The following is a 22,242-nucleotide window of genomic DNA, read 5'->3' as shown; positions in this document are numbered from 1 at the left end:
GCGCACGGTCGCGAGGGTCGGTCGCCCGTGAGCCTCAGGCCGTCGCGGGCTTCGCGGGCTTCACGGCCTTCACCGTCTTGGCGGGCTTCACGGCCTTCGTGGCGTTCGCGGGCTTCACGGGCTTCACGGCCTTCACCGGCCGCCCGGGCCGTCCGGGTCTCACGGGCTTGGCGGACCGCCGGGTCAGCCCCAGCAGCTCCCGGGCCGGCCCGCCCGGCCGCTGCCCGGCCGGCCACACCGCGCGCAGCGGCCGCCGCAGGTCCAGCTCCTCCGCCAGCGGCACCTCGACCAGCCGCCGGGTGGCCAGTTCCTCCACCACCGCCAGCTCGCTCAGGCAGACCGGCCCCGCCCCGGTCATCGCCGCCGCCTTCAGCGCCGTCGACGAGGCCAGCTCCATCCGGGGCCGCGCCGGACCCCCGTACGGCGCCAGCGCCATCTCCAGCACCTCCCGGGTGCCCGACCCCGGCTCGCGCAGCACCAGCGCGGTGCCCGCCAGCTCCGGCCCGGTCAGCGGGGTGCGGCGGCGCGCCCAGCGGTGGCCGGGCGGCACCACGACCACCAGCCGGTCCGCCGCCACCACCGCGCCGGTCAGCCCGGGCGGGGTGGACGGCCCCTCGACGAAGCCGAGGTCGGCGTCCCCGGCCAGCACGTGCCCGGCGACCTCCGCCGAGTTCGCCGTCCGCAGCGTCACCGCCGTCCCCGGGCTGGCCTCGGCGAGCGCCAGCAGCCAGCCCGGCATCAGGTACTCGGCGACGGTCAGGCTGGACACCACGCGCAGCTTGGCGTCCCGCCGCTCGCGCAGCGCGTCGATCCCGGCGTCCAGGGCCTGCGCCGCCTCCACCACCTGCCGGGCCCACTCGACCACCAGCCGGCCCGCCTCGGTCGGCCGGCTGCCCCGCGGCGAGCGCTCCAGCAGCGGGACCCCGATCTGCCGCTCCATGCCCTTGATCCGGGCGCTCGCGGTCGGCTGGCTGACGCCCAGCTCGGCCGCCGCCCGGCCGACGCTGCCCAGCCGGGCCACCGCGAGCAGCAGTTCCAGGGCGCCCAGTTCGGGGACGTGCGGGGAGAGAGCCATAGGTTCAGGCTATGCCCTCATAGACTCCGCGGCGCTACCGGAGGCCGGACCGCGGGGCGACGGTGGAACCATGTCCACCTCGGCCGATCTCCAACCGCTCACCCGTTCCGCCGCCGTCGCCGGTCCCTCCCCGGCCGCCGGTGGCGCCGCCGGTCCGTCCCCGGCCCCGGCCGCCGGTGCCGCTCCCGGGGCCGCCGCCACCCCGGCCGCCGGCTCCCGCCGCCCCCGTCTCGACCTCGCCCAGCTCGGCCCGAACTGGTACGCCGCCGTGATGGGCACCGCGATCGTGGCCAACGGCGCCGCGTCCCTGCCGGTGCGGGTGCCCGGCCTGATCGGCTTCGGCGAGGTGATGTGGGCGCTCGGCGCGACCGCCCTGCTGGTGCTGGCCGGAGCCCGGCTGGTGCACCTCACCCGGCACCGCGAGGCGGCCCGTGCCCAGCTGCTGGACAACCCTGCCACCGCCGTCTTCTACGGCTGCCCGCCGATGGCCCTGCTCTCCGTCGGGCTCGGCACCCTGCTGCTCGGCTCCCGGGTCATCGGCACCGGCCCCGCCGTCGCCCTGGACGCCGTGCTGTGGGGCGTCGGCACCCTGTACGCGCTGGCCGTCGCGGCCGGCATCCCGTACCTGATGATCACCCGGCACCCGGTCTCCGCCCTGGAGGCCAACCCCACCTGGCTGCTGCCCGTGGTCGCCCCGCTGGTCGCCTCCGCCTGCGGCCCGGCCCTGGTCCCGCACCTGCCCGCCGGAACGCCGCAGCAGGCGATGCTGTACGGCTGCTGGGCGCTGTTCGGGGTCGGCCTGCTGGCCACCCTGGTGCTGCTGCCGGTGGTGTTCACCGGCCTGTTCCACAGCAAGCTGCCCACCCTGGTGCTCACCCCCGCGCTGTTCCTGGTGCTCGGCCCGCTCGGCCAGTCCGTCACCGCGATCCACCAACTCGCCGACGCCGCCCGCCCGGTGCTGCCCTCGCTGGCGCCCGTCCTGCTGCCGCTGGCGGAGCTGTACGGCGTCGCGGTGATCGGCGTCGCGATGCTCTGGCTGGCCGTCGCGCTCACCGCCAACCTGCGCGCCCGGCGGGCCGGCATGCCGTTCGCGATGACCTGGTGGGCGTTCACCTTCCCGGTCGGCACCTGTGTCACCGGCGCCGCCGCGCTCGCCCGGCACACCGGTTTCGGCGGCTTCACCGGGCTGGCCGTCGGGCTCTACCTGCTGCTCGGCACCGCCTGGGTGCTGGCGGCGGGCGGCACGGTCACCGGGCTGCTGCGCGGCCGGCTGCTGGCGCGCTGAACCCGGTGCCCGCCCGCCGGGGCCTGGGCACCCGCCCGACGGCTCCGCCGCCGGCCTTCCCCCTGCTCACCAGCACGCCGGCGTTGCAGGAACGCGCACCGGCGGGACGGCGGAGCACGGCCGACCGGCCGCCGCCGCCCCCACCCCCCGCTGGCCTCGGCCTTTACCGGAATCCCGCCCGCCGCCCCCGGCCCCCCGGCCGCCCCGGGATGCAGATAGCTGCAATTGCGCGAACCTGCACCCGGACGGCACTTGTCCACCGGGCGTCCCGCTGTGAGGGTGGAGGAACGCCAGGCCGTCCGGGCACCGCAGCCCGATGGTGGCGACTTGCTCTTCAGAACGAGCCACCGGTGCAACGTCCCGCACCGGTGGAACGGGGGGGAAGAGCCCCGGCCGGGGTCCATGTGTGGTGATGGCCCCCGGACGGAGCCGGCGAGGCGTTGCTGCTCCGCCTCGACGGAAGCGTCTGAGCCTTGGCGTGCCGATGGCGGCCCCCGGGAGCCCGTGTGCGACGGCACCCGGCCCCGGGGGTCCGCTGTCCGACCGGTACGGTGGGACGCCCGGTCACCGGCCCCGCGCAGCGCACGGAGCGCGCACGGGCGGGAGCACCAGGGGGACACGTCCGGCAGGGGAGAGAGCGACGTGACGGCGGAACCGGCGGTCACGCCGCACCACGCGGCACTCGAGGGCGAGGAACCCGACGAGGCCGCCCGGCAGCTCTACCTGGCGATCATCGCCGAGGGCGGCCGCATCCCGTTCGCCGACACCACCGACGCCGACCGGGCCGCGCTGCGGCAACTCCTCGACATCGGCCTGGTCATGGTCAACCGGATGGACCGCTGCTACACCGCCGTCAGCCCGCGCTCCGTCAGCGACCGGCTCGGCGCCGAACTCCGCAGCGAGGCCACCCGACTGCTGGTCCGCGCCGAGAACCTGCCCGGCGCCCTCGACGGCCTGACCCGCGCCTACGACGCGATGCCCCGCCCCTCCGGCCGCCCCGGCGGTGCCGTCTACGTCGAGGGCCACGTCCACATCCGCCAGCGGATCTCCCAACTGGTCTCCGACTGCCGCTCCGAGGTCCTCACCGCCCAGCCCGGCCAGCGCCCCGCCGACACCCTCCAGGTCGCCCTCGCCCAGGACGTCCAACTCCTCCAGCGCGGCTGCTCGCTGCGCACCATCTACCAGCCGGTCGCCCTCGCCGAACCGGCCGCGCTCGCCTACGCCGACATGGTCACCCGGCACGGCTCGCAGATCCGGGTCCTCGACGAACCCTTCCAACGGCTGATCGTCTTCGACCGCAGCGTCGCCGTCATCTCCGCGAACGACGACAACAGCACCGCCGCGTTCATCAGCGACCCGGCCGCCCTCGCCTTCCTGATCGGCGGCTTCGAACGCGACTGGGCCCGCGCCGACACCGCCGAGGCCGCCGCCCTCGGCCAGAGCCCCGCCCGTACCGTCCCCGACCGGGTCGGCCGGCTGCTCGCCCGCGGCCTCACCCAGCGGGCCGTCGCCACCCGCCTCGGCCTCAGCGAACGCACCGTCGCCGCCCACATCTCCCGCCTGCGCGACCGCTACGGCGCCCAGACCCTCTTCCAGCTCGGCTGGCTGATGCGAGGCGCCCGCGATGACCGATGAGCCCGGCCCGGCCGAACGCGCCCTCTACCTCGCCGCCGTCCGCGCCGGCGGCCGGCTGTTCCCCGAGGACCTCGCCCCCGACGACCACCCCACCGTCGCCGCCCTCGTCGCCCGCGGCCTCCTCACTCCCACCCCCACCGGCTACACCGCCGCCAACCCGCGCTCCCTCGGCGACCGGATCGGCGCCGAACTCCGCCTGCGCGCCACCCGGTTACTGCTCCACGCCGAACGGCTCCCCGGAGACCTCCGGCCGCTCTCGCACGCCTACGAGGCGCTCCACGGGCCGTCCGCGCCCGCCGCCGCCGACGGGCCCGGCGGTGTCACCCGCGTCCCCGACTGCGTCCCCGAACTGCTCGCCGGCTGCACGGAGGAACTCCTCGCCGCCCGCCCCGGCCCGCAGCCCGCCGCCGCCCTCCGGTCCACCCTCACCCAGGACCTCGCCCTGCTCCGGCGCGGCTGCGCACTGCGCGTCCTCCACCAGCCGGACACCCTCGGCGACCCCGCCGCACTGCGCCAACTCTCCCTCCGCAGCCGGCAGGGCGCCCGGATCCGGGTCCTCGGGGAGCCGTACGAACAGGTCCTGGTCTTCGACCGCAGCGTCGCCGTCCTGCCCACCGAGGACCCCGACCGCGGCGCCATCGTCACCGACCCCGGCACGGTTGGCTACCTGGTCGCCCACTTCGAACGCGACTGGGCCCGTGCCACCCCCGCCGACCACTACCTGCGCGCCCCCCACCCCACCACCGTCCGGGTCGGCCGCCTGCTCGCCCGCGGTCTCACCCAGCGGGCCGTCGCCACCCGCCTCGGCCTCAGCGAACGCACCGTCGCCGGCCACATCGCCCGCCTGCGCGACCGCTACGGCGCCCAGACCCTCTTCCACCTCGGCTGGCACCTCCGCGGAGAACGCCATGACTGACCCCACGGCCCTCCCGGACCCCGCCGCCCGCGAGCTGTACCTCGCCATCCTGCGCGAGGGCGGCTGGATCAGGAGCGCGGACGTCCCGGAGGAGCACGCCGAGACCGTCCAAGCCCTCGTGGGCCTCGGCCTGTTGAAGCCGTACGCCTCCTCCGGCTCGCTCAGCGCGATCGACCCGCGCGCGGTCACCGCCCGGATCTCGGCCGGTCTGCGGGCGGCCGGCACCCGTCTGCTGGTCCAGGCGGAGGAGGTGCCCGACCTCTTCGACGACCTCACCACCGCCTACGACTCCGCCCCACGGCGCCACGGCCACACCGGCGGCACGCAGATCGTCGAGGGCTTCGACAACATCCGGCACCGGGTCTCCCAACTCGCCGAAGAGTTCCGCAGCGAGGCCCTCGCCCTCCACCCGGGCGGCGCTCGACCGGCGGATGCCGCGGACGACATCGTGGAGCACGCCCGCCGCTACCTCGAGGCGGGCGGATCGCTGCGCACGATCTACGAGGTCGGGGCCCGGTACGACGGCCCGACGGTCCGGACGGCCGCACGGCTGACGGATGTCGGCTGTCGCATCCGCCTCCTGCCCGTCCCGTTCAGGCAGTTGATGATCTTCGACCGGGCCGTCGCGGTGATCCCCGCGGCCCCGGACAACAGCAGCGCGGGCTTCGTCGAGGACCCGACGGTGGTCGACTTCCTGGTCCGGGACTTCGAGACGCACTGGCAGCAGGCCGAGCGCGTCAACTGGCGCGCACTCGCCGAGGGTTCCGGCGACTCCGGCACCCGCGACCAGGTCGGCCGCCTGCTCGCCCGGGGCCTCACCCAGCGCTCGATCGCGGCCCGGCTGAACCTGAGCGAGCGCACGGTCGCCGGCCACATCGCCCGCCTGCGCGAACTGCACGACGCCGAGACGCTGTTCCAACTCGGCTGGCAGATGCGAGGCGAGCGCCGATGACCGACCACGGCATCACCCTCCCCGACGCCGCCGCCCATGAGCTGTACCGCGCGATCCTGCGCGAGGGCGGCCGCATCCGCGCCGCCGACATCGGCCCGGCGGACCGGGAAGCGCTCGACCGGCTGATCGAGTTCGGGCTGCTGGTGCCGCAAGTGGTGGACAGCTCCTACAGCGCCGTCGACCCCCGCTCGGTCGCCGAGCGGATCGGAGCCGACCTCCGCCGTACCGGAGCCCGGCTGCTGGTCGAAGCGGACCGGATCCCCGATCAACTGCGCGAGCTCACCCGGGCCTACGACACCGCGCCCCGCCGGGAGCCCGGCCGTGGAGGTGCCCGGGTCATCACCGGCAAGGCGGCGATCCGGCACGAAGTGGAGCAGCTGACCCAGGAGTTCCCCAGCGAGAGTCTGACCGCCCAGCCCGGCGCCGCCCGCGACGCCGGACAACTGGAGGAGTCCCTCGTCCGCACCCGGCGCTACCTCGAACGTGGCGGCACCATGCGCTGCCTGTTCGAGCGCGCGGCCCGGAGCGACACCCCCTCGGTCTCCTACGCCGCAGGCGCCGTCCGGCTCGGCTGCGCGGTCCGGGACCTGGACCGCCCGTTCAAACGCTTCCTGGTCTTCGACCGCACCGTCGCCGTCATCCCCGCCGATCCAGACCTCAACAGCGCCGCCATCGTCGACGACCCGGCGATGCTGGCCTTCATCGTCGATGCCTTCGAGCAGCTCTGGCAGCAGTCCGATGCGGTCAACTGGGATGCGTTGGAGGAGCGTTCACCCCAACCGGAGGTCCGTGACTAGGTCGGCCGCCTGCTCGCCCGGGGTCTCACCCAGCGCTCGATCGCGGCCCGGCTGAACGTCAGCGAGCGCACGGTCGCCGGCCACATCGCCCGCCTGCGCGAACTGCACGACGCGGAGACGCTGTTCCAACTCGGCTGGCAGATGAGGGGTGCCCGCGATGTCTGACCTCGATCTCCCCGACGCGGCCGCCCGCGAGCTCTACCGCGCGATCCTGGCCGAGGGCGGCCGGATCCGCACCTGCGAGGTCCAGCCCGAGGACGAGCGGGCCGTCGAGCAACTCGCGGGCCTGGGGCTGCTCGTCCTCCGGACCGCTGACAGCACCTACAGCGCGGTGAACCCACGCGCCGTCGGTGAGCGCATCGGGGCGGACCTGCGGGAGGAGAGCGCCCGCCTGTTGGCCCGGGCCGCCTTGGTCCCCGATCTGCTGGAGGACCTGACTCACGCGTACGACACCGCCCCGCGCCGCGTCGAGCCTGTCGGCGGAGTGCGGCGGGTGGCCGGGATGGTGGAGATCCGGCACCTGATCTCCCAACTGGTCAAGGACTACCCGCACGAGGCCCTCTGCGCACAGCCCGGTGGTGCGCGTCCGCCGGAGCACATGATGGATTCGTTGAGGCAGAGCCGCCGCTACGTCGAAGCGGGCGGCTCCATCCGTACGACCTTCGAGCCCTCGGCGTGCTTGGACAAGGCCACCGTCGACTTCGCCCGGGAATCGACGCGCATCGGTTCCCCGATCCGCGTGCTGGAAGGCGCGTTCACGCGGACGCTGATCTTCGACCGCACGGTCGCCATGATCCCGGCGGCTTCGGACAACACGGTCGTCGCCCTGGTGGACGACGCCTCGGTGATCGCGTACCTGGTCGGGGTCTTCGAGCAGCAGTGGGAGCAGGCGCAGGCCGTCGATTGGGAGTTGCTGGCCGTGGCGGGTTCGGGGCCCGCGATCCACGAGCAGGTGGGTCGGCTGCTCGCCAGGGGGCTCACGCAGCGGGCGATCGCCAGCCGGATGGGGCTGAGCGAGCGGACGGTGGCCGGCCACATCGCCCGGCTGCGTGAGGTCCACGACGCGGAGACGCTGTTCCAACTCGGCTGGCGGATGCGGGGAGCCCGGACGGGGGAGTCCGGTGGGTGAGCTCCGCTCAGCCGGTGGCGGCGCCGGTCGGCCAGTAGCCGGGGACGGCGGACTGCTGACGGGGGACGTTGAAGCGGTCGCCGGGGGCGGTCCAGAAGCCCTCGCGGAGGGAGAGCGCCATGCCGGCCCAGTCGAGTGCGGTCTCCACGGTGTGGTGGAGGGCCTCCTGGGACCAGGTGTCGTCGAAGACCAGCGGCAGGACGGGGGCGACCTGCTCGATGGTGGCGATCAGCGGGTTGTGGGTGATGGCCTCGTCGACGAGCAGGACGATCGGCTTCCGCAGCGCCGACGCCCAACCGAGTTCGAGGCTGACCCCAGCCGAGAGCGGGGCTCCGACGTAGGCGAAGACCAGGTCCGCGGACTGCAGGGCCCGGAAGTCGGAGGGCACCCGGGGCTCGGGGGCACGACCGGCGACGGTCCAGGCGTCGCTGTGGTGCGCGCTGTACACGGCGGCACCGCTGCGGAGCAGGGTGGTGCGGAGCGTCGTCAGCCGCGTCCGGCTGGCGAGCGTCACCACACTGTCCGCGGGGCCGGTCAGCCGCATCAGCGGCGCGGCCAGGAAGACACGTGCACGCCGACCCTCAGGGTCATTGCTGAGGTGACGGGAAGCGGAGCCCTGGTAGTGGTCAGTCATGTCGACTCCATTGAAAGGCCGACCGGGTCGGGGGGACGGGGCCCAGCGGCTGCTGCTGTTTGGTGGTTCTCACACCGAAGACGGTCGTTCAGAGGAAGTTGATGTGAACACATCCGATGTGTCACGCTCGTACGTGGCGATCAGTCGGTGCACTGATCGTGTCGCCGGGCCGGCCTGCGCGTCCACTGGCCTGAGGTGTCATCTCGCTGCATGGCAGAGAGATGACATGCTGGCCGTCTTCGACTGCGCTCGGAACTTTGGAAGAGTTAGGCCGGACAAGAGTGTTGTGGAGCACCTCTCGCTGACACGTTCGGGATTGTGCAGCATAATCAGCGCTGTGGCTCATGCGCGGTCGATTCGCTGAGCGTTCAACATTGTCCGAAGGGGAGTGGTCACAGTGCGTGAGGCGCGTCGGTGTGCGACCGCTATAGCACTGGCTGTAGTGGCGGTTCTGTTTAGTTCGGCTCCCGTGCACGCCGACGTGATCTGGACCAAGCAGCCTGCTGCCTTCCAGGCGCAGTCCACGGCTGCCCGGAACCTTGCCGCTGCCACCATCGCTGATGATGTGATTTGGACTTGAGCGTGCCTCAGTAGGGCGTCTCGGTGTCGTTGAACAGCGGCATGGTGCGGTGACTTTCGGACAGCTTCCAGCCCAGTTGGAACAGGGTGTCGGCCGCGTATTCGTCCCGTAGCTCGGCGATGTGGCGGGCGAGTGTGCGCTCGCTCAAGCCCAGGTTCCTGGCTATGACGCGATGGCCGATGCCCTGCAGCATCATCCTGAGGATGTTCTCGCGGAGCCTCGAAACGACCTCTGGGGGGACGTCAAGCCCTCCTTGGAACGGGATGGCGCGTTCCCAGAAGCTTTCGAACAAGCTGACCATGAAGCCGATCACGGCCTCGTCCTGGATGAATGCTGCCCGCTGCTGGTCGCCGCTGACCGGAATGATCGCGGCGGTGCGGTCGACGATGATCATCCTGGTGAACGGCTCGCCCAGCGTACGGACCTCGCCGCCGGCGGTGGTCATGGCCGCGACGTAGGCCCGCGTGGGAGCGGAGTACCGCGTGCTCGGCTGGTACAGCGTGCGTCGTGAGACTCCGCGCCGGAGCATGTCGGTGTCCAGGGCGATGGCCGCCTCAGTCGGGAAGGAGCGGGAGCCCCCACCCGGCTGGGCGCTCAGCACCTCCTCGCGGCTGCCTTCCATGAGGTCGACCAGTCGGCGGTTGATCTCGGCCAGGCCGTGGAGGTGCTCGATCGGGCCACCGTCGTGCGCCTCGTTTCCCCCGTTGCCATAGGCGTGGGTGAGCTCTTGGAACTCGGTGGGCAGAGCAGCGGCCCGGCTGAGCAGATCGAGGGCCTTGCGTTGCCAGGTCGCCGTGAGAGCGCTGGCGAGTTGCTTTGGGTCGACGGCGACGAGCATTCCCGGATCCTCTATATCCGGTACCAACAAGCCGATATCGACCAATTCGCGGAGGGAGCCGCGATCGCCTTCGTCCGCTATGGCAGCGATCACCCTCCCGGGTTCCCGCAGGACGGCCATGTAGAGAGATCTGGCCTCGGGGGAGAGCTGACTGTAGGCGTTGGCCATGGGACCGGATGCCTCAGTCCCACTCATGTCTTGCTCCCTGCCTCGGCTTGGACCTTTCGGCCTTACTCGGTTGTATTCACTACCAGATTTCGCTGCAACTGTCGCATGACCGAACCTGCTCCCACGTGGCAGGAAGGAGCCTGCCACGCCGACACAACCGCCGGCACCCCCCGAACAGGAGGGAGCCGGCGGCTGGTGGTGCGGTGCGGGTCCCCGGTCAGCGCTTGGGGCGCCAGACGACGAGGGCGCTGGATTGCGGGCTCGGCGGCTGGTACGGGACGAGGTCGCGGCGGTAGGACGCGTGGACGGCGGCCTCGCGCTGCTGGAGGGCGCTGGCGGCGCCTTCCAGGGAGTCGGCCAGCTCGGCGATGCGCGACTGGAGGGCGGTGACCTGGTTCTCCAGCTCGATGATCCGCTTGATGCCGGCCAGGTTGATGCCCTCGTCCTGGGACAGCCGCTGGACCTCGCGCAGCTGCTGGATGTCGCGGGCGGAGTAGCGGCGGCCGCGCCCGGCGGTGCGGTCGGGGCTGACCAGGCCGAGGCGGTCGTACTGGCGCAGGGTCTGCGGGTGCAGGCCGGAGAGCTCGGCGGCGACCGAGATGACGTACACCGGGGTGTCCTCGGTGAGTACGTACTGCGGCGGGGCGGCGGCCCGGCGGGGGCGGCGCGGGCCGTTGCCGGGGAGGCCTTCGCCGAGGCCGGGGCCGATGGCACCGTCGGGGCCGACGGGGTTCATCGGGTTCGGGTTCATCGGGTTCGGGGACATCTGGTCGTCACGCTCCCTTCGCCGCCCGGAAGAGAGCGGCTCGCGGGTCGTCGGAGGCGGTGGCCTCGCGGTACTGCTCCAGTGCGTCCAGCGCGTCGCCGGTGACGTGCTGCGGCACCACGACCTCGACGGTGACGAGGAGGTCGCCGCGGGTGCCGTCCTTGCGGGTGGCGCCCTTGCCGCGGGCGCGCATGGTGAGGCCGTTGGCGCTGCCCGCGGGGAGCTTGAGCTTCACGGCGGGGCCGTTCAGCGTGGGCACCTCGATGGTGGCGCCGAGGGTGGCCTCCGGGAAGGTGACCGGGACGGTGACGGTGAGGTTGTCGCCCTTGCGGCCGAACACGGGGTGCGGGTCGACGTGCACGGTGACGTAGAGGTCGCCGGGCTGGCCGCCGCGTTCGCCCTGGGCGCCCTTCCCCTTGAGCCGGATCCGCTGGTCGGCCTGGACGCCGGCCGGGATGCGGACCTGCATGGTGCGGGCGGAGCTGGCCCGGCCGCTGCCGTGGCAGTCGGGGCACGGGTCGTCGACGATCATGCCGCGGCCGCGGCAGTCCTTGCACGGCTCGGAGAGCGCGAAGGCGCCCTGGCCGCGGCTGACGGTGCCGGCGCCGACGCAGGTCGGGCAGACCCGCGGGGTGGTGCCGGACTTGGCGCCGGTGCCGTTGCACAGACGGCAGGGGGCCTGGCTGGTCATCCGCAGCGGGACGGTCGCGCCGTCGACGGCCTCCTCGAAGGAGAGCGTCACCTCGGTCTCGACGTCGGCGCCGCGCCGGGGCTGGGCCTGCCGGGTGCCGCCGCGGTTGAAGAGGCCGCCGAAGACGTCGCCGAGCCCGCCACCGCCACCGCCGCCCTGGCTGCCGTTGAAGAGGTCGCCGAAGTCGAAGTTGTAGCTGCCGGTGCCGGGGCCGCCGGTGCGGAAGCCGCCGTTGGCGAAGAGGCTGCGGGCCTCGTCGTACTCCTTGCGGCGCTTCTCGTCGGAGAGGACGTCGTACGCCTCGGAGATGTCCTTGAAGCGCTCCTCGGCCTTGGCGTCGCCCTTGTTCGCGTCGGGGTGGAACTCGCGCGCCAGCTTGCGGTAGGTCTTCTTGATCTCGGTGGCGGTGGCGTCCTTGGGCACGCCGAGGACCTTGTAGTAGTCCTTCTCGACAAAGTCCTTGCCGCTCATGGCTTCCGCCACCTCCCGATGTCCATCGTCACTGCGCTGTCAACAGGGGCCGGATGAAGCGCTGTTGACAGCGCGCTGCGGAGTCGGCCGCCGTTTCGGTCGGCGTGTGACTCCGCAGCGCACTGGTTGTCAGCTGTCACAGGTTGTCAGCTGTCCGAGCCACCGTCGGACTTGTCCTGGTCGGCGGACTTCGTCTCGGCGTCCGGGCCGGGCGTCGTCTGGGTGCCCGGCTGGGGCTCGGCCACGGCGACCATCGCCGGGCGGATGATCCGCTCGCCGATGCGGTAGCCGGGCTGGAGCACCTGCACGCAGGTGTCCTCGGTGACGTCCGACGAGTAGCTGTGCATCAGCGCCTCGTGCTGCGTCGGGTCGAAGGGCTCGCCCTCCTTGCCGAACTGCTGCAGGCCCAGCTTGGCGACGACCGTCTCCAGGGACTCGGCGACGGACTTGAAGCCGCCCGTGACCTCGCCGTGCTCGCGGGCGCGGCCGATGTCGTCCAGGACCGGGATCAGGGACTCCAGGATGTTGGAGACCGCGATCTCGCGGACGGTCAGCCGGTCGCGCTCGACCCGCTTGCGGTAGTTCTGGTACTCGGCCTGCAGCCGCTGCAGGTCCGCGGTGCGCTCGGCCAGCTCGCGCTTGGCCGTCGCGGCCTCCTCGGAGCCCTCGCCGGCACCGCCGGCCGCGGCCTCCTCGGCAGCCTTGATCACGGCTTCCTCGGCGGCGGAGTCGTCGCCGGGCTTGCCGCCCTGCGGCTTGTCCGTCATGCCGACGCACCGCCCTTGGGCTTCTCGTCGTCCACGATCTCGGCGTCGACGACGTCGTCCTCCTTGGCGTGGGTGGACTCGCCGGCCGCGGCGGCACCGGCACCGGCGGCGTCGGCGTTGGCGTAGAGCGCCTGGCCGAGCTTCTGGGCGGTGGTGGAGACCTTCTCGGAGGTCTCGCGGATCTTCGCGATGTCCTCGCCCTTGAGGGCTTCCTTGAGCTCGCCGATGGCGGTCTCGACCTCGGTCTTGACGTCGGCCGGCAGCTTGTCGGAGTTGTCGGCGATGAACTTCTCGGTCGAGTAGACGAGCTGCTCGGCGGAGTTGCGGGTCTCGACGGACTCGCGGCGCTTGTGGTCGTCCTCGGCGTACTGCTCGGCCTCGCGGCGCATGCGGTCGACCTCGTCCTTCGGCAGCGAGGAGCCGCCGGTGACGGTCATCTTCTGCTCCTTGCCGGTGCCGAGGTCCTTCGCGCCGACGTGCATGATGCCGTTGGCGTCGATGTCGAAGGTGACCTCGATCTGCGGCAGGCCGCGCGGCGCCGGCGGCAGGCCGGTCAGCTCGAACATCCCGAGCTTCTTGTTGTACGCGGCGATCTCGCGCTCGCCCTGGTAGACCTGGATCTGCACGGACGGCTGGTTGTCCTCGGCCGTGGTGAAGATCTCGGAGCGCTTGGTCGGGATCGTGGTGTTGCGCTCGATCAGCTTGGTCATGATGCCGCCCTTGGTCTCGATGCCGAGGGACAGCGGGGTGACGTCGAGCAGCAGGACGTCCTTGACCTCGCCCTTGAGGACACCGGCCTGGAGCGCGGCGCCGATGGCGACGACCTCGTCCGGGTTGACGCCCTTGTTGGCGTCCTGGCCGCCGGTCAGCTCCTTGACGAGCTCCGCGACGGCGGGCATGCGGGTCGAGCCGCCGACCAGGACGACGTGGTCGATCTCGGCGAGCGAGATGCCGGCGTCCTTGATCACGTTGTGGAACGGGACCTTGCAGCGCTCGAGCAGGTCCGCGGTCAGCTGCTGGAACTGGGCGCGGGTGAGCTTCTCGTCCAGGTGCAGCGGGCCCTCGGCGGAGGCCGTGATGTAGGGCAGGTTGATCGAGGTCTCGGAGGACGAGGACAGCTCGATCTTGGCCTTCTCGGCGGCCTCGCGCAGACGCTGCAGGGCCATCTTGTCCTTGGACAGGTCGACGCCGTGGCCGGACTGGAAGACCTTGACCAGGTGGTCGACGACGCGCTGGTCCCAGTCGTCGCCGCCGAGGTGGTTGTCACCGTTGGTGGCCTTCACCTCGACGACCCCGTCGCCGATCTCGAGCAGCGAGACGTCGAAGGTGCCGCCGCCGAGGTCGAAGACCAGAATGGTCTGGTCGTCCTTGTCCAGGCCGTACGCGAGGGCGGCCGCGGTCGGCTCGTTGACGATGCGCAGGACGTTGAGGCCCGCGATCTCACCGGCCTCCTTGGTGGCCTGGCGCTCGGAGTCGTTGAAGTACGCCGGGACGGTGATGACGGCGTCGGTGACGGTCTCGCCCAGGTAGGCCTCGGCGTCGCGCTTCAGCTTCTGCAGCACGAAGGCCGAGATCTGCTGCGGGTTGAAGTCCTTGCCGTCGATGTTGATCTTCCACCCGGTGCCCATGTGGCGCTTCACCGAGCGGATGGTGCGGTCGACGTTGGTGACCGCCTGGCGCTTGGCCACCTCGCCGACCAGGACCTCACCGTTCTTCGCGAAGGCGACGACGGACGGCGTGGTCCGCGCACCCTCGGCGTTCGTGATGACGGTGGGTTCGCCACCCTCCAGAACGCTGACGACCGAGTTCGTCGTACCGAGGTCGATGCCGACCGCGCGTGCCATCGTAGATACCTCCACGGAAGAGTTGAGCTTTACAGGCTCAAGGATGCACGACTCGACGGGGGGCGTCAACAGCTATGAGCGTTGAGCGCTCAACTTTGCTGAGGCCGACCCCGGCGGCCGGGTGCTCGGCCGCGGGCCGCCGGACGGCGGGCGCGCCGGTCACGTGACTGCCGCCATAGCTTGGGAACCTTCTGGAGAACTGTTGTCCACCGGTAATGTCCGGGCCGTCGGCCCGGCAAGTTACCGACCAGTACAATCACTTCGGAAAAGACTGCTCAACCGCAAGCCGCAGGAGACGGAGAGCGATGCAACTAGCAGCGATCGTCATCTCGCTGGTCACGTTCGTGATCGGCACCGCGCTCGCCCTCCGTGCGGCGTGGCACATCTTCAGGGTGGTGCTGGCCGGCGCGCCGGACGCCACCCGCTTCGGGAAGCCCGCCCAGCGCGTGAAGACCGTCGCGACCGAGTTCTTCGGCCACACCAGGATGAACCGCTGGGGGATCGTGGGCATCGCCCACTGGTTCGTCGCCGTCGGCTTCTTCAGCCTGGTGCTCACCATCGTCAACGCGATGGGACAGCTCTTCGACGCCGAGTTCGAGCTGCCGATCATCGGCCACTGGGTGGTCTGGCAGCTCTTCGTCGAGCTGGTCGGCACCCTGACCACGCTGGGCATCGCCACCCTGATGGTGATCCGGCTGATGAGCCTGCCGTCCAAGTCCGGCCGCAAGTCCCGGTTCGCCGGCTCGATCGCCTGGCAGGCCTTCTACGTCGAGTACACGATCCTCGGCATCGGCCTCTGCATCCTGATGCTGCGCGCCCTGGAGGGCGCCATCAACGGCGTCGACTCGTACGGCCCGGCGCACCTGGTCTCGTACCCGATCGTCTCCGCGCTGAGCGGCCTGTCGCACGGCACGCTGGAGAACCTGATCTGGATCTTCGCCACGGCGAAGATCTGCATCTCCTTCGCCTGGGCGATCACCATCGGCCTCAACCCCTCGATGGGCGTGGCCTGGCACCGCTTCCTCGGCTTCTTCAACATCTACTTCAAGCGCGAGGAGGACGGCGGCACCGCGCTCGGCGCCCTCCGTCCGATGACCAGCAAGGGCCAGCCGATCGACTTCGAGGACCCGGCCGACGACGCCGTCTTCGGCGTCTCCCAGGTCGAGCACTTCTCCTGGAAGGGCATCCTCGACTTCTCCACCTGCACCGAGTGCGGCCGCTGCCAGTCGCAGTGCCCGGCCTGGAACACCGGCAAGCCGCTGTCGCCCAAGCTGCTGATCATGAGCCTGCGCGAGCACGCCTACGGCAAGGCCCCGTACCTGCTGGCCGGCGGCGGCAAGGACATGGAGGGCACGGAGCAGGCCACCGCCGAGCAGCTCGCGGACGTCCCGGCGGCCGCCCTGGCCGAGGCCGAGCGCCCGCTGATCGGCACCGCCGAGGAGAACGGCGTCATCGACCCGGACGTGCTGTGGTCCTGCACCACCTGCGGCGCCTGCGTCGAGCAGTGCCCGGTGGACATCGAGCACATCGACCACATCGTCGACATGCGCCGCTACCAGGTGATGATCGAGAGCAACTTCCCGACCGAGGCCGGGACGATGCTCAAGAACCTGGAGAACAAGGGCAACCCGTGGGGCATGGCCACCAAGGCCCGTCTGGACTGGGTCAAGGAGCTCAAGAAGGAGACCGGCATCGAGGTGCCGGTGATCGGCGAGTCCATCGACCCCGCCGAGGTCGAGTACCTCTACTGGGTCGGCTGCGCCGGCGCCCTGGAGGACCGGGCCAAGAAGACCACCAAGGCCTTCGCCGAGCTGCTGCACACCGCGGGCGTGAAGTTCGCCATCCTCGGCAAGGAGGAGACCTGCACCGGTGACTCCCCGCGCCGCCTGGGCAACGAGTTCCTCTTCCAGATGCTCGGCGCGCAGAACGTCGAGACGCTGAACGCCGCGCTGGAGGACGCCCCGACCAAGCGGATCGTGGCCACCTGCCCGCACTGCTTCAACACCATCGCCAACGAGTACCCGCAGCTCGGCGGGCACTTCGAGGTGATCCACCACACCCAGCTGCTCCAGCACCTGATCGACGAGGGCAAGCTCGTCCCGGTCAACCCGGTCGAGGGCCTGATCACGTACCACGACCCCTGCTACCTGGGCCGCCACAACAAGGTCTACAGCCCGCCGCGCGAGATCATGGACAAGGTCCCCGGTCTGCGCCAGCAGGAGATGCACCGCCACAAGGAGCGCGGCTTCTGCTGCGGCGCCGGCGGCGCCCGGATGTGGATGGAGGAGCGCATCGGCAAGCGGATCAACACCGAGCGCGTGGACGAGGCGCTGTCGCTCGACCCGGACATCGTCTCCACCGCCTGCCCGTTCTGCCTGGTGATGCTCTCCGACTCGGTCAACGGCAAGAAGAACGAGGGCGCGGCCAAGGAGCACCTGAAGGTGGTCGACGTGGCCCAGCTGCTGCTCGACTCGGTGAAGGCGGCCCCGCCCGCCGAGGCCGAGGAGCCGGCGACGGTGGACGCGTAACGGCACCCGCTGTTCGACAGTTCTGCTACAACCGCCCGGCCCGGTGGACGCCGCCAACGCGCCCGCCGGGCCGGGCGTTTCGGTGCCCGGGGCGACGTCCGGAGGTACGGCGGGCGGACGGTGAGTGACGCTGATCGCACGGCTGCCGGACGGGCATTCGGTCGGAAGGAAATACAGTAGGCGCCGGACCGGCTGCGAGCCGGTCGACCCGTTCAGCACGGGTACCGGCCCGTTCAGGACGGGTTCGGACCACCGACGGAGGTATCGGCCGGCCGGGCCGGGCCGCACAGAGCACAAGGGGAACAGCGCAGACCATGACCGAGGCGATCATGCTCGTCGGTGGTAAGGGCACGCGACTGCGTCCGTTGACCACCCACACCCCCAAGCCGATGCTGCCGGTGGCCGGTGTCCCGTTCATCGCGCACCAGCTGGCCCGCGCGGCCGCCGCCGGCGTCACCCGGGTGGTGCTGGCCACCTCCTACCTGGCCGAGGTGTTCGAGGACCACTTCCAGGACGGCACCCCGTACGGCATCGAGCTGGTCTACCTGACCGAGCGCGAGCCGCTGGGCACCGGCGGGGCCATCCGCAACGCCGCCTCCGGGCTGACCTGCGGGCCGGACGAGCCGGTCCTGGTCTTCAACGGCGACATCCTCTCCGGCCTCGACATCGCCGCCCTGCGCGACGGCCACGTGGCCGCCGGGGCCGACGTCACCCTGCACCTCACCCGGGTGGAGGACCCGCGGGCCTTCGGCCTGGTCCCGACCGACGCCGACGGGCGGGTGCTGGAGTTCCTGGAGAAGCCGGAGACGCCGGAGCAGATCGTCACCGACCAGATCAACGCCGGCTGCTACGTCTTCACCCGCTCCGTCATCGACCGCATCCCGGCCGGCCGGGAGGTGTCCGTCGAGCGCGAGACCTTCCCCGAGCTGCTCGCCACCGGCGCCCTGCTGCGCGGCGTCGTCGACACCTCGTACTGGCTGGACCTCGGCACCCCGGCCGCGTTCGTCCGCGGCTCGGCCGACCTGGTGCTCGGCAAGGTCGACTCCCCGGCCGTCCCCGGCCCGACCGGCGACGCCCTGCTGCTGCCCGGCGCCACCGTCCACCCGGGCGCGGTGCTCAGCGGCGGCACCGTGGTCTCCGCGGACGCGGTGGTCGAGGCCGGCGCGATCGTCGAGGGCAGCGTCATCCTGCCCGGCGCGGTGATCGGCCCGGACAGCCTGGTCAAGGACTCGATCGTGGGCGCCTTCGCCAGCGTCGGCGACCGCTCCGCGCTGGACGGCGCGGTGATCGGCGACGGCGCCATCGTGGAGTCCGACAACGAGCTCCCGAACGGCATCCGGATCGCCTGCGGCACCCTGCTGCCGGTCGGCGCGGTCCGCACCACGGCCGGCCCGGGCGGCTGCCCGGCCGGCACCACCGCGGCCGCCGCGGTGCACGGGCCGGCCGTCACCGCCCAGCGGTAGCGGCCGCCCGCCGGGGCGCCTTTCGGCCCCGTTCGTCTCAGGCTCGCTGCAAACCGGCCCCGGCTCCGTACGGGGCGGACGCGCACTGGGCCGGACGGGTACCTTCGGAGCGTGGCTGGTAATCGATACGACAGCGGTCAGGGCGCCGACCGTCCGCACGGCGGATGGCCGGCCCCTCCGCCGGCGACGGCGGGGGCGCCCGGGGGGTACGGGCGGACGGACGGGCCGGTGGACGGCCCCGAGTACTTCACGGCCGCGCACCCGACGGCGTCGGCCGGCGGGCCGGGCGGTGGTCCGGGCGGGCCGGGTGCGCCGGGCGGTGGTCCGGGGGGCACGGTCGGCGACGGGTACGACCCGTACGCGGCCGACCGGCCCGGCAACACCCGGTCCTTCCCGGTGGGCGGCGGGTACCCGGGCGGCGCCCCGTACGGGCAGCAGCAGCCGTACGGACCGGACTACGGCCAGGACTACGGGCCGGACCACGGCCACCACGGACACCAGGGCCAGGGCCCGGGGCACTACGACGACGGCGGCGGCTACGGGCAGCAGCCCCCGTACGGTCAGGAACCCCAGCCCCCGTACGGCGACCAGCAGCCCCCCTACGGCCAGGACAACGTCACCGTCTACCGGGCCGGCGGCCAGTCGGCCCCGCACGCCGGCGGCCCCCGGCCGCAGTGGCGCGAGCTGTTCGTCGGCCTCTTCCGCACGCCGACCGCGATCTTCGACCGCACCCGCGACCACCAGGTCTGGCTGCCCGCGCTCACCGTCTCGCTGCTCTACGGCGTGCTCGCGGTGCTCGGCATCGGGCTGACCCACGACGACATCGTCAACTCGGCCTTCTCGGTGGCGCTGACCGGCCTGGTCGCGGCCGCCGTCGGCTTCACCCTGGCCGGCGCGGTCTTCGGCGGGGTCACCTACGCGCTGGCCCGCCAGCTCGGCGGCGACGGCCCGTGGAAGTCGACGGTCGGCCTGGCGGTGCTGATCGGCTGGCTCACCGACGCGCCCCGGCTGCTGCTCGACCTGGTGCTGCCCTCCGGCAGCGCGGTGGTCCAGGTGGTCGGCTGGGTCAGCTGGATGCTCTGCGCGTACCTGCTGACCAGCATGGTCCGGCGGATCCACGACCTGCCCTGGGGCAAGGCGGCGGGCGCCGCGGCGGTGCAGCTGATCGCGCTGCTGGTGCTGATCAAGCTGCCGACACTGGGCTGAGGGGCGAAGGGCACAATGGTGGGCGGGTCCGGCCGGTAGGCACGGGGCCCGCCCAACCCCCGTCCAGCCCAGTACCGGAGCCAGCCATGACCCTCCCCACCACCCACGTCAGCTTCCCGGCCGGGGCGGTGACCGGAGAGTCCGCGGTGCTGGCGGTGCACCCGCTGGCGGACGGCCGGTACGCGGTGGTGACCGAGGCCACCCCGTTCCACCCGCTCGACCACACCTGGCCCGACCAGCCCGCCGACCACGGCACCCTCACCGTCGACGGCACCGAGCTGGCCGTGGTCGACTGCCTCACCGGCGCGGTCGGCCCGGACGGCGGCGCCCCGCTGGTCGGTGCCGAGATCCCGGTCAAGCGCGGCGACGAGGAGTGGTCCTGGCTGGTCCTGCACGTCCTCGCCACCGACCCCGGCGACCTCACCGGCCGCACCGCCGCGCTCGCCGTGGACAGCGGGCGCCGGGCCGCCCTGAGCGCCGCGCACAGCGGCTGCCACCTGCTCGCCCTCGCCCTCAACGCCGCGCTCGCCCCGCGCTGGCGCAAGGACCCGGGCCGCTCCGACGCCTTCGGCAACCCCGACTTCGACAGCCTCGCCATGGCGAGCTCGGTGATGGACACCGAGGCCAGCACGGACACCTACCGGCTCGGCAAGTCGCTGAAGAAGAAGGGCTTCACCGTGGACGCCACGGAGGAGTTCCCCGCCCTCGCCGACGCCCTGCCCGCCCTCACCGAGGACGTCAACGCCCGGCTCGCCGCCTGGGTCGCGGCCGACGCCCCGGTCCGGATCGACGTCCCCGGCCCCGAGCTGACCGCCCGCCGCCAGTGGCACTGCGAGCTGCCCGAGGGCGGCGCGCAGATCTTCTGCGGCGGCACCCACCTGCACCACCTCGGCGAACTCGCCGCGCTGCGCACCGAGCTGCGGCTGTCCGAGGACGGCGCCGAGCTGGTCGCCGTCACCAGCCCTGAGCGGGCCTGAGGAACGCCGCGGGCGGTCGTCCCCTCCAGGAGGGGACGACCGCCCGTCGTGCGTGCGCTCCGTGCCGGTGCGGTCAGACCTCGCTGCGGTGGAAGTTCAGGTACGAGCGGGACGGCGTCGGACCGCGCTGCCCCTGGTAGCGCGAGCCGTAGCGCTCGGAGCCGTACGGGTGCTCCGACGGCGAGGACAGCCGGAACAGGCACAGCTGCCCGATCTTCATCCCCGGGTAGAGCTTGATCGGCAGCGTCGCGACGTTCGACAGCTCCAGCGTCACGTGGCCGCTGAAGCCGGGGTCGATGAAGCCCGCGGTGGAGTGGGTGAGCAGGCCCAGCCGGCCCAGGCTCGACTTCCCCTCCAGCCGGGAGGCCACGTCCTCGGGCAGCGTGATGACCTCGTACGTCGAGGCCAGCACGAACTCGCCCGGATGCAGGATGAACGCCTCGTCGCCGTCCGGCTCGACCAGCCGGGTCAGGTCCGGCTGCTCCTCGGAGGGGTCGATGTGCGGGTACTTGTGGTTCTCGAACACGCGGAAGAAGCGGTCGAGGCGCACGTCGATGCTCGACGGCTGGATCATCGCCGGGTCGAACGGGTCGACGACGACCCGGCCCAGGTCGATTTCGGTCCGGATGTCCTTGTCAGAGAGCAGCACGCTTCGAGGTTACGTGCACGACGGGGCCCCGGACGAATCGTCCGGGGCCCCGGTGTCCTTCCGTCGGCCGTCAGGCCAGGAACTCCGCGGCCTCCAACCGCATCGCCTGCGCCAGTTGGGCCGTCGACAGCTCCCGCACGTCGGCCAGCACCGAGCTCCGGAGCCGCCCGCACTGCGGGCAGCGGATCAACCGCCCGGGCCCCAGACGCCCGGGACCGAGGTTCTGCATCGGGAACGTGGTGGTGCTGAACAGGTGCCCCTCGGCACAACGAACGACGGCGCGCTGCTCCATCGATCCCCTTCCCATCCCTAACCCAGTACTCACCCGTACTCATCGCACCCCGGCGGCCAGGCCCCGGGACAGCGTCACATTAGGGGATGTTCCGGACATTCCACACCATGGCTCGCCGCCCCGACCCCACACCCACCGGGGCACTCTCACGCGGCCCAAACAGTACGCCCCCACCCCGCCCCGCCCCGGCTCCGCCACGGGCCCGGCCCGGCCGTGCAACCACTGTCGCGAATGGGGTACAGTGACACTGGATTGAGCGGTCTCTGACGGCTCATCAGGCGGGCGTAGTTTAATGGTAGAACATGAGCTTCCCAAGCTTAGAGCGCGAGTTCGATTCTCGTCGCCCGCTCCAGTATTAAAGCCGCAGGTCACAGACCTGCGGCTTGTTTGTTGTCTGGACCAATCGGGGCCTTTCGTGCCAGAAGGCCACTGGCGTGGCGTCTGAGTAGCGGATTCCAGCTCGCCGACTCGACCCATGGAACGCGTGGGCGACAGTCGCCCCAAACGGCGAAGTCCACTTCCTGTGGCCCTCATCACGTACCTGCCAGGGTCGACTGCTGATCACCGTGTGTGGCCGCG

The 22,242-nt window shown here is 71.9% G+C and carries 19 protein-coding genes, 1 tRNA gene and 1 pseudogene; 12 read left to right on the top strand and 9 right to left on the bottom strand.

Features of this window, described 5'->3' with window-relative positions; translation table 11 throughout:
- Positions 1–34: 34 nt before the first annotated feature.
- Complete coding sequence (locus tag AB0O91_RS09515; protein ID WP_363429664.1) at positions 35–1,075, bottom strand: LysR family transcriptional regulator; 1,041 nt, start codon at positions 1,073–1,075, stop codon at positions 35–37.
- Positions 1,076–1,145: 70 nt separating this feature from the next.
- On the opposite strand from AB0O91_RS09515, the gene AB0O91_RS09510 reads away from it, so the two are divergent.
- The 7 genes from AB0O91_RS09510 to AB0O91_RS09480 all read left to right on the top strand — a co-directional run bounded on the left by AB0O91_RS09510 (position 1,146) and on the right by AB0O91_RS09480 (position 7,789).
- Entirely contained in the window at positions 1,146–2,360 is a 1,215-nt protein-coding gene (locus AB0O91_RS09510) for a TDT family transporter (RefSeq protein ID WP_363429662.1), read from the top strand.
- Between the two features lie 642 nt (positions 2,361–3,002).
- Positions 3,003–3,995, top strand: a complete 993-nt coding sequence (locus tag AB0O91_RS09505; protein ID WP_363429660.1) for a LuxR C-terminal-related transcriptional regulator — start codon at positions 3,003–3,005, stop codon at positions 3,993–3,995.
- On the top strand, positions 3,985–4,911 hold the full coding sequence (locus tag AB0O91_RS09500; protein ID WP_363429658.1) for a LuxR family transcriptional regulator: 927 nt from the start codon (positions 3,985–3,987) through the stop codon (positions 4,909–4,911). The genes AB0O91_RS09505 and AB0O91_RS09500 overlap by 11 nt, the downstream gene beginning before the upstream one ends.
- Positions 4,904–5,863: a LuxR C-terminal-related transcriptional regulator gene (locus AB0O91_RS09495; protein WP_363429656.1), complete on the top strand. Its 960-nt coding sequence runs from the start codon at positions 4,904–4,906 to the stop codon at positions 5,861–5,863. Before AB0O91_RS09500 ends, AB0O91_RS09495 begins: the two co-directional genes overlap by 8 nt.
- Positions 5,860–6,660 (top strand): LuxR family transcriptional regulator, encoded by an 801-nt coding sequence (locus AB0O91_RS09490; RefSeq protein ID WP_363429654.1) that lies wholly within the window; start codon positions 5,860–5,862, stop codon positions 6,658–6,660. The genes AB0O91_RS09495 and AB0O91_RS09490 overlap by 4 nt, the downstream gene beginning before the upstream one ends.
- 9 nt (positions 6,661–6,669) lie before the next feature.
- A complete protein-coding gene (locus tag AB0O91_RS09485; protein ID WP_363429816.1) occupies positions 6,670–6,825 on the top strand; it encodes a LuxR C-terminal-related transcriptional regulator in 156 nt (51 codons plus the stop codon).
- Positions 6,818–7,789 carry a LuxR family transcriptional regulator gene (locus AB0O91_RS09480; protein ID WP_363429652.1) on the top strand — a complete coding sequence of 324 codons (972 nt, stop codon included), beginning with the start codon at positions 6,818–6,820 and terminating at the stop codon, positions 7,787–7,789. The genes AB0O91_RS09485 and AB0O91_RS09480 overlap by 8 nt, the downstream gene beginning before the upstream one ends.
- Positions 7,790–7,796: 7 nt before the next feature.
- Here the strand turns inward: AB0O91_RS09480 and AB0O91_RS09475 are convergent, their stop codons facing one another.
- From AB0O91_RS09475 to dnaK, 6 genes are all read right to left on the bottom strand, one after another.
- Complete coding sequence (locus AB0O91_RS09475; RefSeq protein ID WP_363429650.1) at positions 7,797–8,423, bottom strand: hypothetical protein; 627 nt, start codon at positions 8,421–8,423, stop codon at positions 7,797–7,799.
- 587 nt (positions 8,424–9,010) lie between these two features.
- Positions 9,011–10,009 carry a hypothetical protein gene (locus tag AB0O91_RS09470; protein ID WP_363429648.1) on the bottom strand — a complete coding sequence of 333 codons (999 nt, stop codon included), beginning with the start codon at positions 10,007–10,009 and terminating at the stop codon, positions 9,011–9,013.
- Between the two features lie 217 nt (positions 10,010–10,226).
- Positions 10,227–10,775 (bottom strand): helix-turn-helix domain-containing protein, encoded by a 549-nt coding sequence (locus tag AB0O91_RS09465; protein WP_363429646.1) that lies wholly within the window; start codon positions 10,773–10,775, stop codon positions 10,227–10,229.
- 7 nt (positions 10,776–10,782) lie between these two features.
- On the bottom strand, positions 10,783–11,937 hold the full coding sequence (gene dnaJ, locus AB0O91_RS09460) for a molecular chaperone DnaJ (RefSeq protein ID WP_363429644.1): 1,155 nt from the start codon (positions 11,935–11,937) through the stop codon (positions 10,783–10,785).
- Between the two features lie 146 nt (positions 11,938–12,083).
- Entirely contained in the window at positions 12,084–12,704 is a 621-nt protein-coding gene (gene grpE / locus AB0O91_RS09455; protein ID WP_363429642.1) for a nucleotide exchange factor GrpE, read from the bottom strand.
- Positions 12,701–14,548, bottom strand: a complete 1,848-nt coding sequence (gene dnaK, locus AB0O91_RS09450) for a molecular chaperone DnaK (RefSeq protein ID WP_363429640.1) — start codon at positions 14,546–14,548, stop codon at positions 12,701–12,703. Before dnaK ends, grpE begins: the two co-directional genes overlap by 4 nt.
- A 305-nt stretch (positions 14,549–14,853) precedes the next feature.
- Between dnaK and AB0O91_RS09445 the strand changes: the two genes are divergently transcribed.
- From AB0O91_RS09445 to AB0O91_RS09430, 4 genes and pseudogenes are all read left to right on the top strand, one after another.
- A complete protein-coding gene (locus tag AB0O91_RS09445) occupies positions 14,854–17,076 on the top strand; it encodes a (Fe-S)-binding protein (protein WP_363429638.1) in 2,223 nt (740 codons plus the stop codon).
- Positions 17,077–17,390: 314 nt separating this feature from the next.
- Positions 17,391–18,464, top strand: a pseudogene (locus AB0O91_RS09440) (NDP-sugar synthase); the annotation flags it as partial.
- Between the two features lie 186 nt (positions 18,465–18,650).
- Complete coding sequence (locus AB0O91_RS09435) at positions 18,651–19,745, top strand: Yip1 family protein (protein WP_363429636.1); 1,095 nt, start codon at positions 18,651–18,653, stop codon at positions 19,743–19,745.
- An 86-nt stretch (positions 19,746–19,831) separates the two neighbouring features.
- Positions 19,832–20,722 (top strand): metal-dependent hydrolase, encoded by an 891-nt coding sequence (locus AB0O91_RS09430; protein WP_363429634.1) that lies wholly within the window; start codon positions 19,832–19,834, stop codon positions 20,720–20,722.
- 73 nt (positions 20,723–20,795) lie between these two features.
- Here the strand turns inward: AB0O91_RS09430 and dcd are convergent, their stop codons facing one another.
- Both dcd and AB0O91_RS09420 read right to left on the bottom strand, forming a co-directional pair.
- Complete coding sequence (dcd, locus tag AB0O91_RS09425; RefSeq protein ID WP_363429632.1) at positions 20,796–21,371, bottom strand: dCTP deaminase; 576 nt, start codon at positions 21,369–21,371, stop codon at positions 20,796–20,798.
- Between the two features lie 70 nt (positions 21,372–21,441).
- The gene (locus tag AB0O91_RS09420; RefSeq protein WP_188304334.1) at positions 21,442–21,663 is read right to left on the bottom strand and encodes a hypothetical protein; all 222 of its coding nucleotides are present in this window, start codon (positions 21,661–21,663) and stop codon (positions 21,442–21,444) included.
- Between the two features lie 278 nt (positions 21,664–21,941).
- On the opposite strand from AB0O91_RS09420, the gene AB0O91_RS09415 reads away from it, so the two are divergent.
- A tRNA-Gly gene (locus AB0O91_RS09415) sits at positions 21,942–22,015 on the top strand.
- Positions 22,016–22,242 lie beyond the last annotated feature (227 nt).

This window comes from Kitasatospora sp. NPDC089797, assembly GCF_040684795.1.
Taxonomy (GTDB): domain Bacteria; phylum Actinomycetota; class Actinomycetes; order Streptomycetales; family Streptomycetaceae; genus Kitasatospora.
Note: the sequence above shows the minus strand (reverse complement) of the source record. Positions and strands in the feature narration are given on the sequence as shown.

What these genes read in the sequence shown, in the direction of transcription:
- AB0O91_RS09495 (WP_363429656.1), top strand. Translation starts at nt 4,904, where the DNA reads ATGACTGACCCCACGGCCCTCCCGGACCCCGCCGCCCGCGAGCTGTAC.
- dnaK (WP_363429640.1), bottom strand. Translation starts at nt 14,548, where the DNA reads ATGGCACGCGCGGTCGGCATCGACCTCGGTACGACGAACTCGGTCGTC.
- AB0O91_RS09500 (WP_363429658.1), top strand. Translation starts at nt 3,985, where the DNA reads ATGACCGATGAGCCCGGCCCGGCCGAACGCGCCCTCTACCTCGCCGCC.
- AB0O91_RS09420 (WP_188304334.1), bottom strand. Translation starts at nt 21,663, where the DNA reads ATGGAGCAGCGCGCCGTCGTTCGTTGTGCCGAGGGGCACCTGTTCAGC.
- AB0O91_RS09430 (WP_363429634.1), top strand. Translation starts at nt 19,832, where the DNA reads ATGACCCTCCCCACCACCCACGTCAGCTTCCCGGCCGGGGCGGTGACC.
- AB0O91_RS09470 (WP_363429648.1), bottom strand. Translation starts at nt 10,009, where the DNA reads ATGGCCAACGCCTACAGTCAGCTCTCCCCCGAGGCCAGATCTCTCTAC.
- AB0O91_RS09510 (WP_363429662.1), top strand. Translation starts at nt 1,146, where the DNA reads ATGTCCACCTCGGCCGATCTCCAACCGCTCACCCGTTCCGCCGCCGTC.
- AB0O91_RS09475 (WP_363429650.1), bottom strand. Translation starts at nt 8,423, where the DNA reads ATGACTGACCACTACCAGGGCTCCGCTTCCCGTCACCTCAGCAATGAC.
- AB0O91_RS09445 (WP_363429638.1), top strand. Translation starts at nt 14,854, where the DNA reads ATGCAACTAGCAGCGATCGTCATCTCGCTGGTCACGTTCGTGATCGGC.
- AB0O91_RS09465 (WP_363429646.1), bottom strand. Translation starts at nt 10,775, where the DNA reads ATGTCCCCGAACCCGATGAACCCGAACCCGATGAACCCCGTCGGCCCC.
- AB0O91_RS09480 (WP_363429652.1), top strand. Translation starts at nt 6,818, where the DNA reads ATGTCTGACCTCGATCTCCCCGACGCGGCCGCCCGCGAGCTCTACCGC.
- AB0O91_RS09490 (WP_363429654.1), top strand. Translation starts at nt 5,860, where the DNA reads ATGACCGACCACGGCATCACCCTCCCCGACGCCGCCGCCCATGAGCTG.
- dnaJ (WP_363429644.1), bottom strand. Translation starts at nt 11,937, where the DNA reads ATGAGCGGCAAGGACTTTGTCGAGAAGGACTACTACAAGGTCCTCGGC.
- AB0O91_RS09515 (WP_363429664.1), bottom strand. Translation starts at nt 1,075, where the DNA reads ATGGCTCTCTCCCCGCACGTCCCCGAACTGGGCGCCCTGGAACTGCTG.
- grpE (WP_363429642.1), bottom strand. Translation starts at nt 12,704, where the DNA reads ATGACGGACAAGCCGCAGGGCGGCAAGCCCGGCGACGACTCCGCCGCC.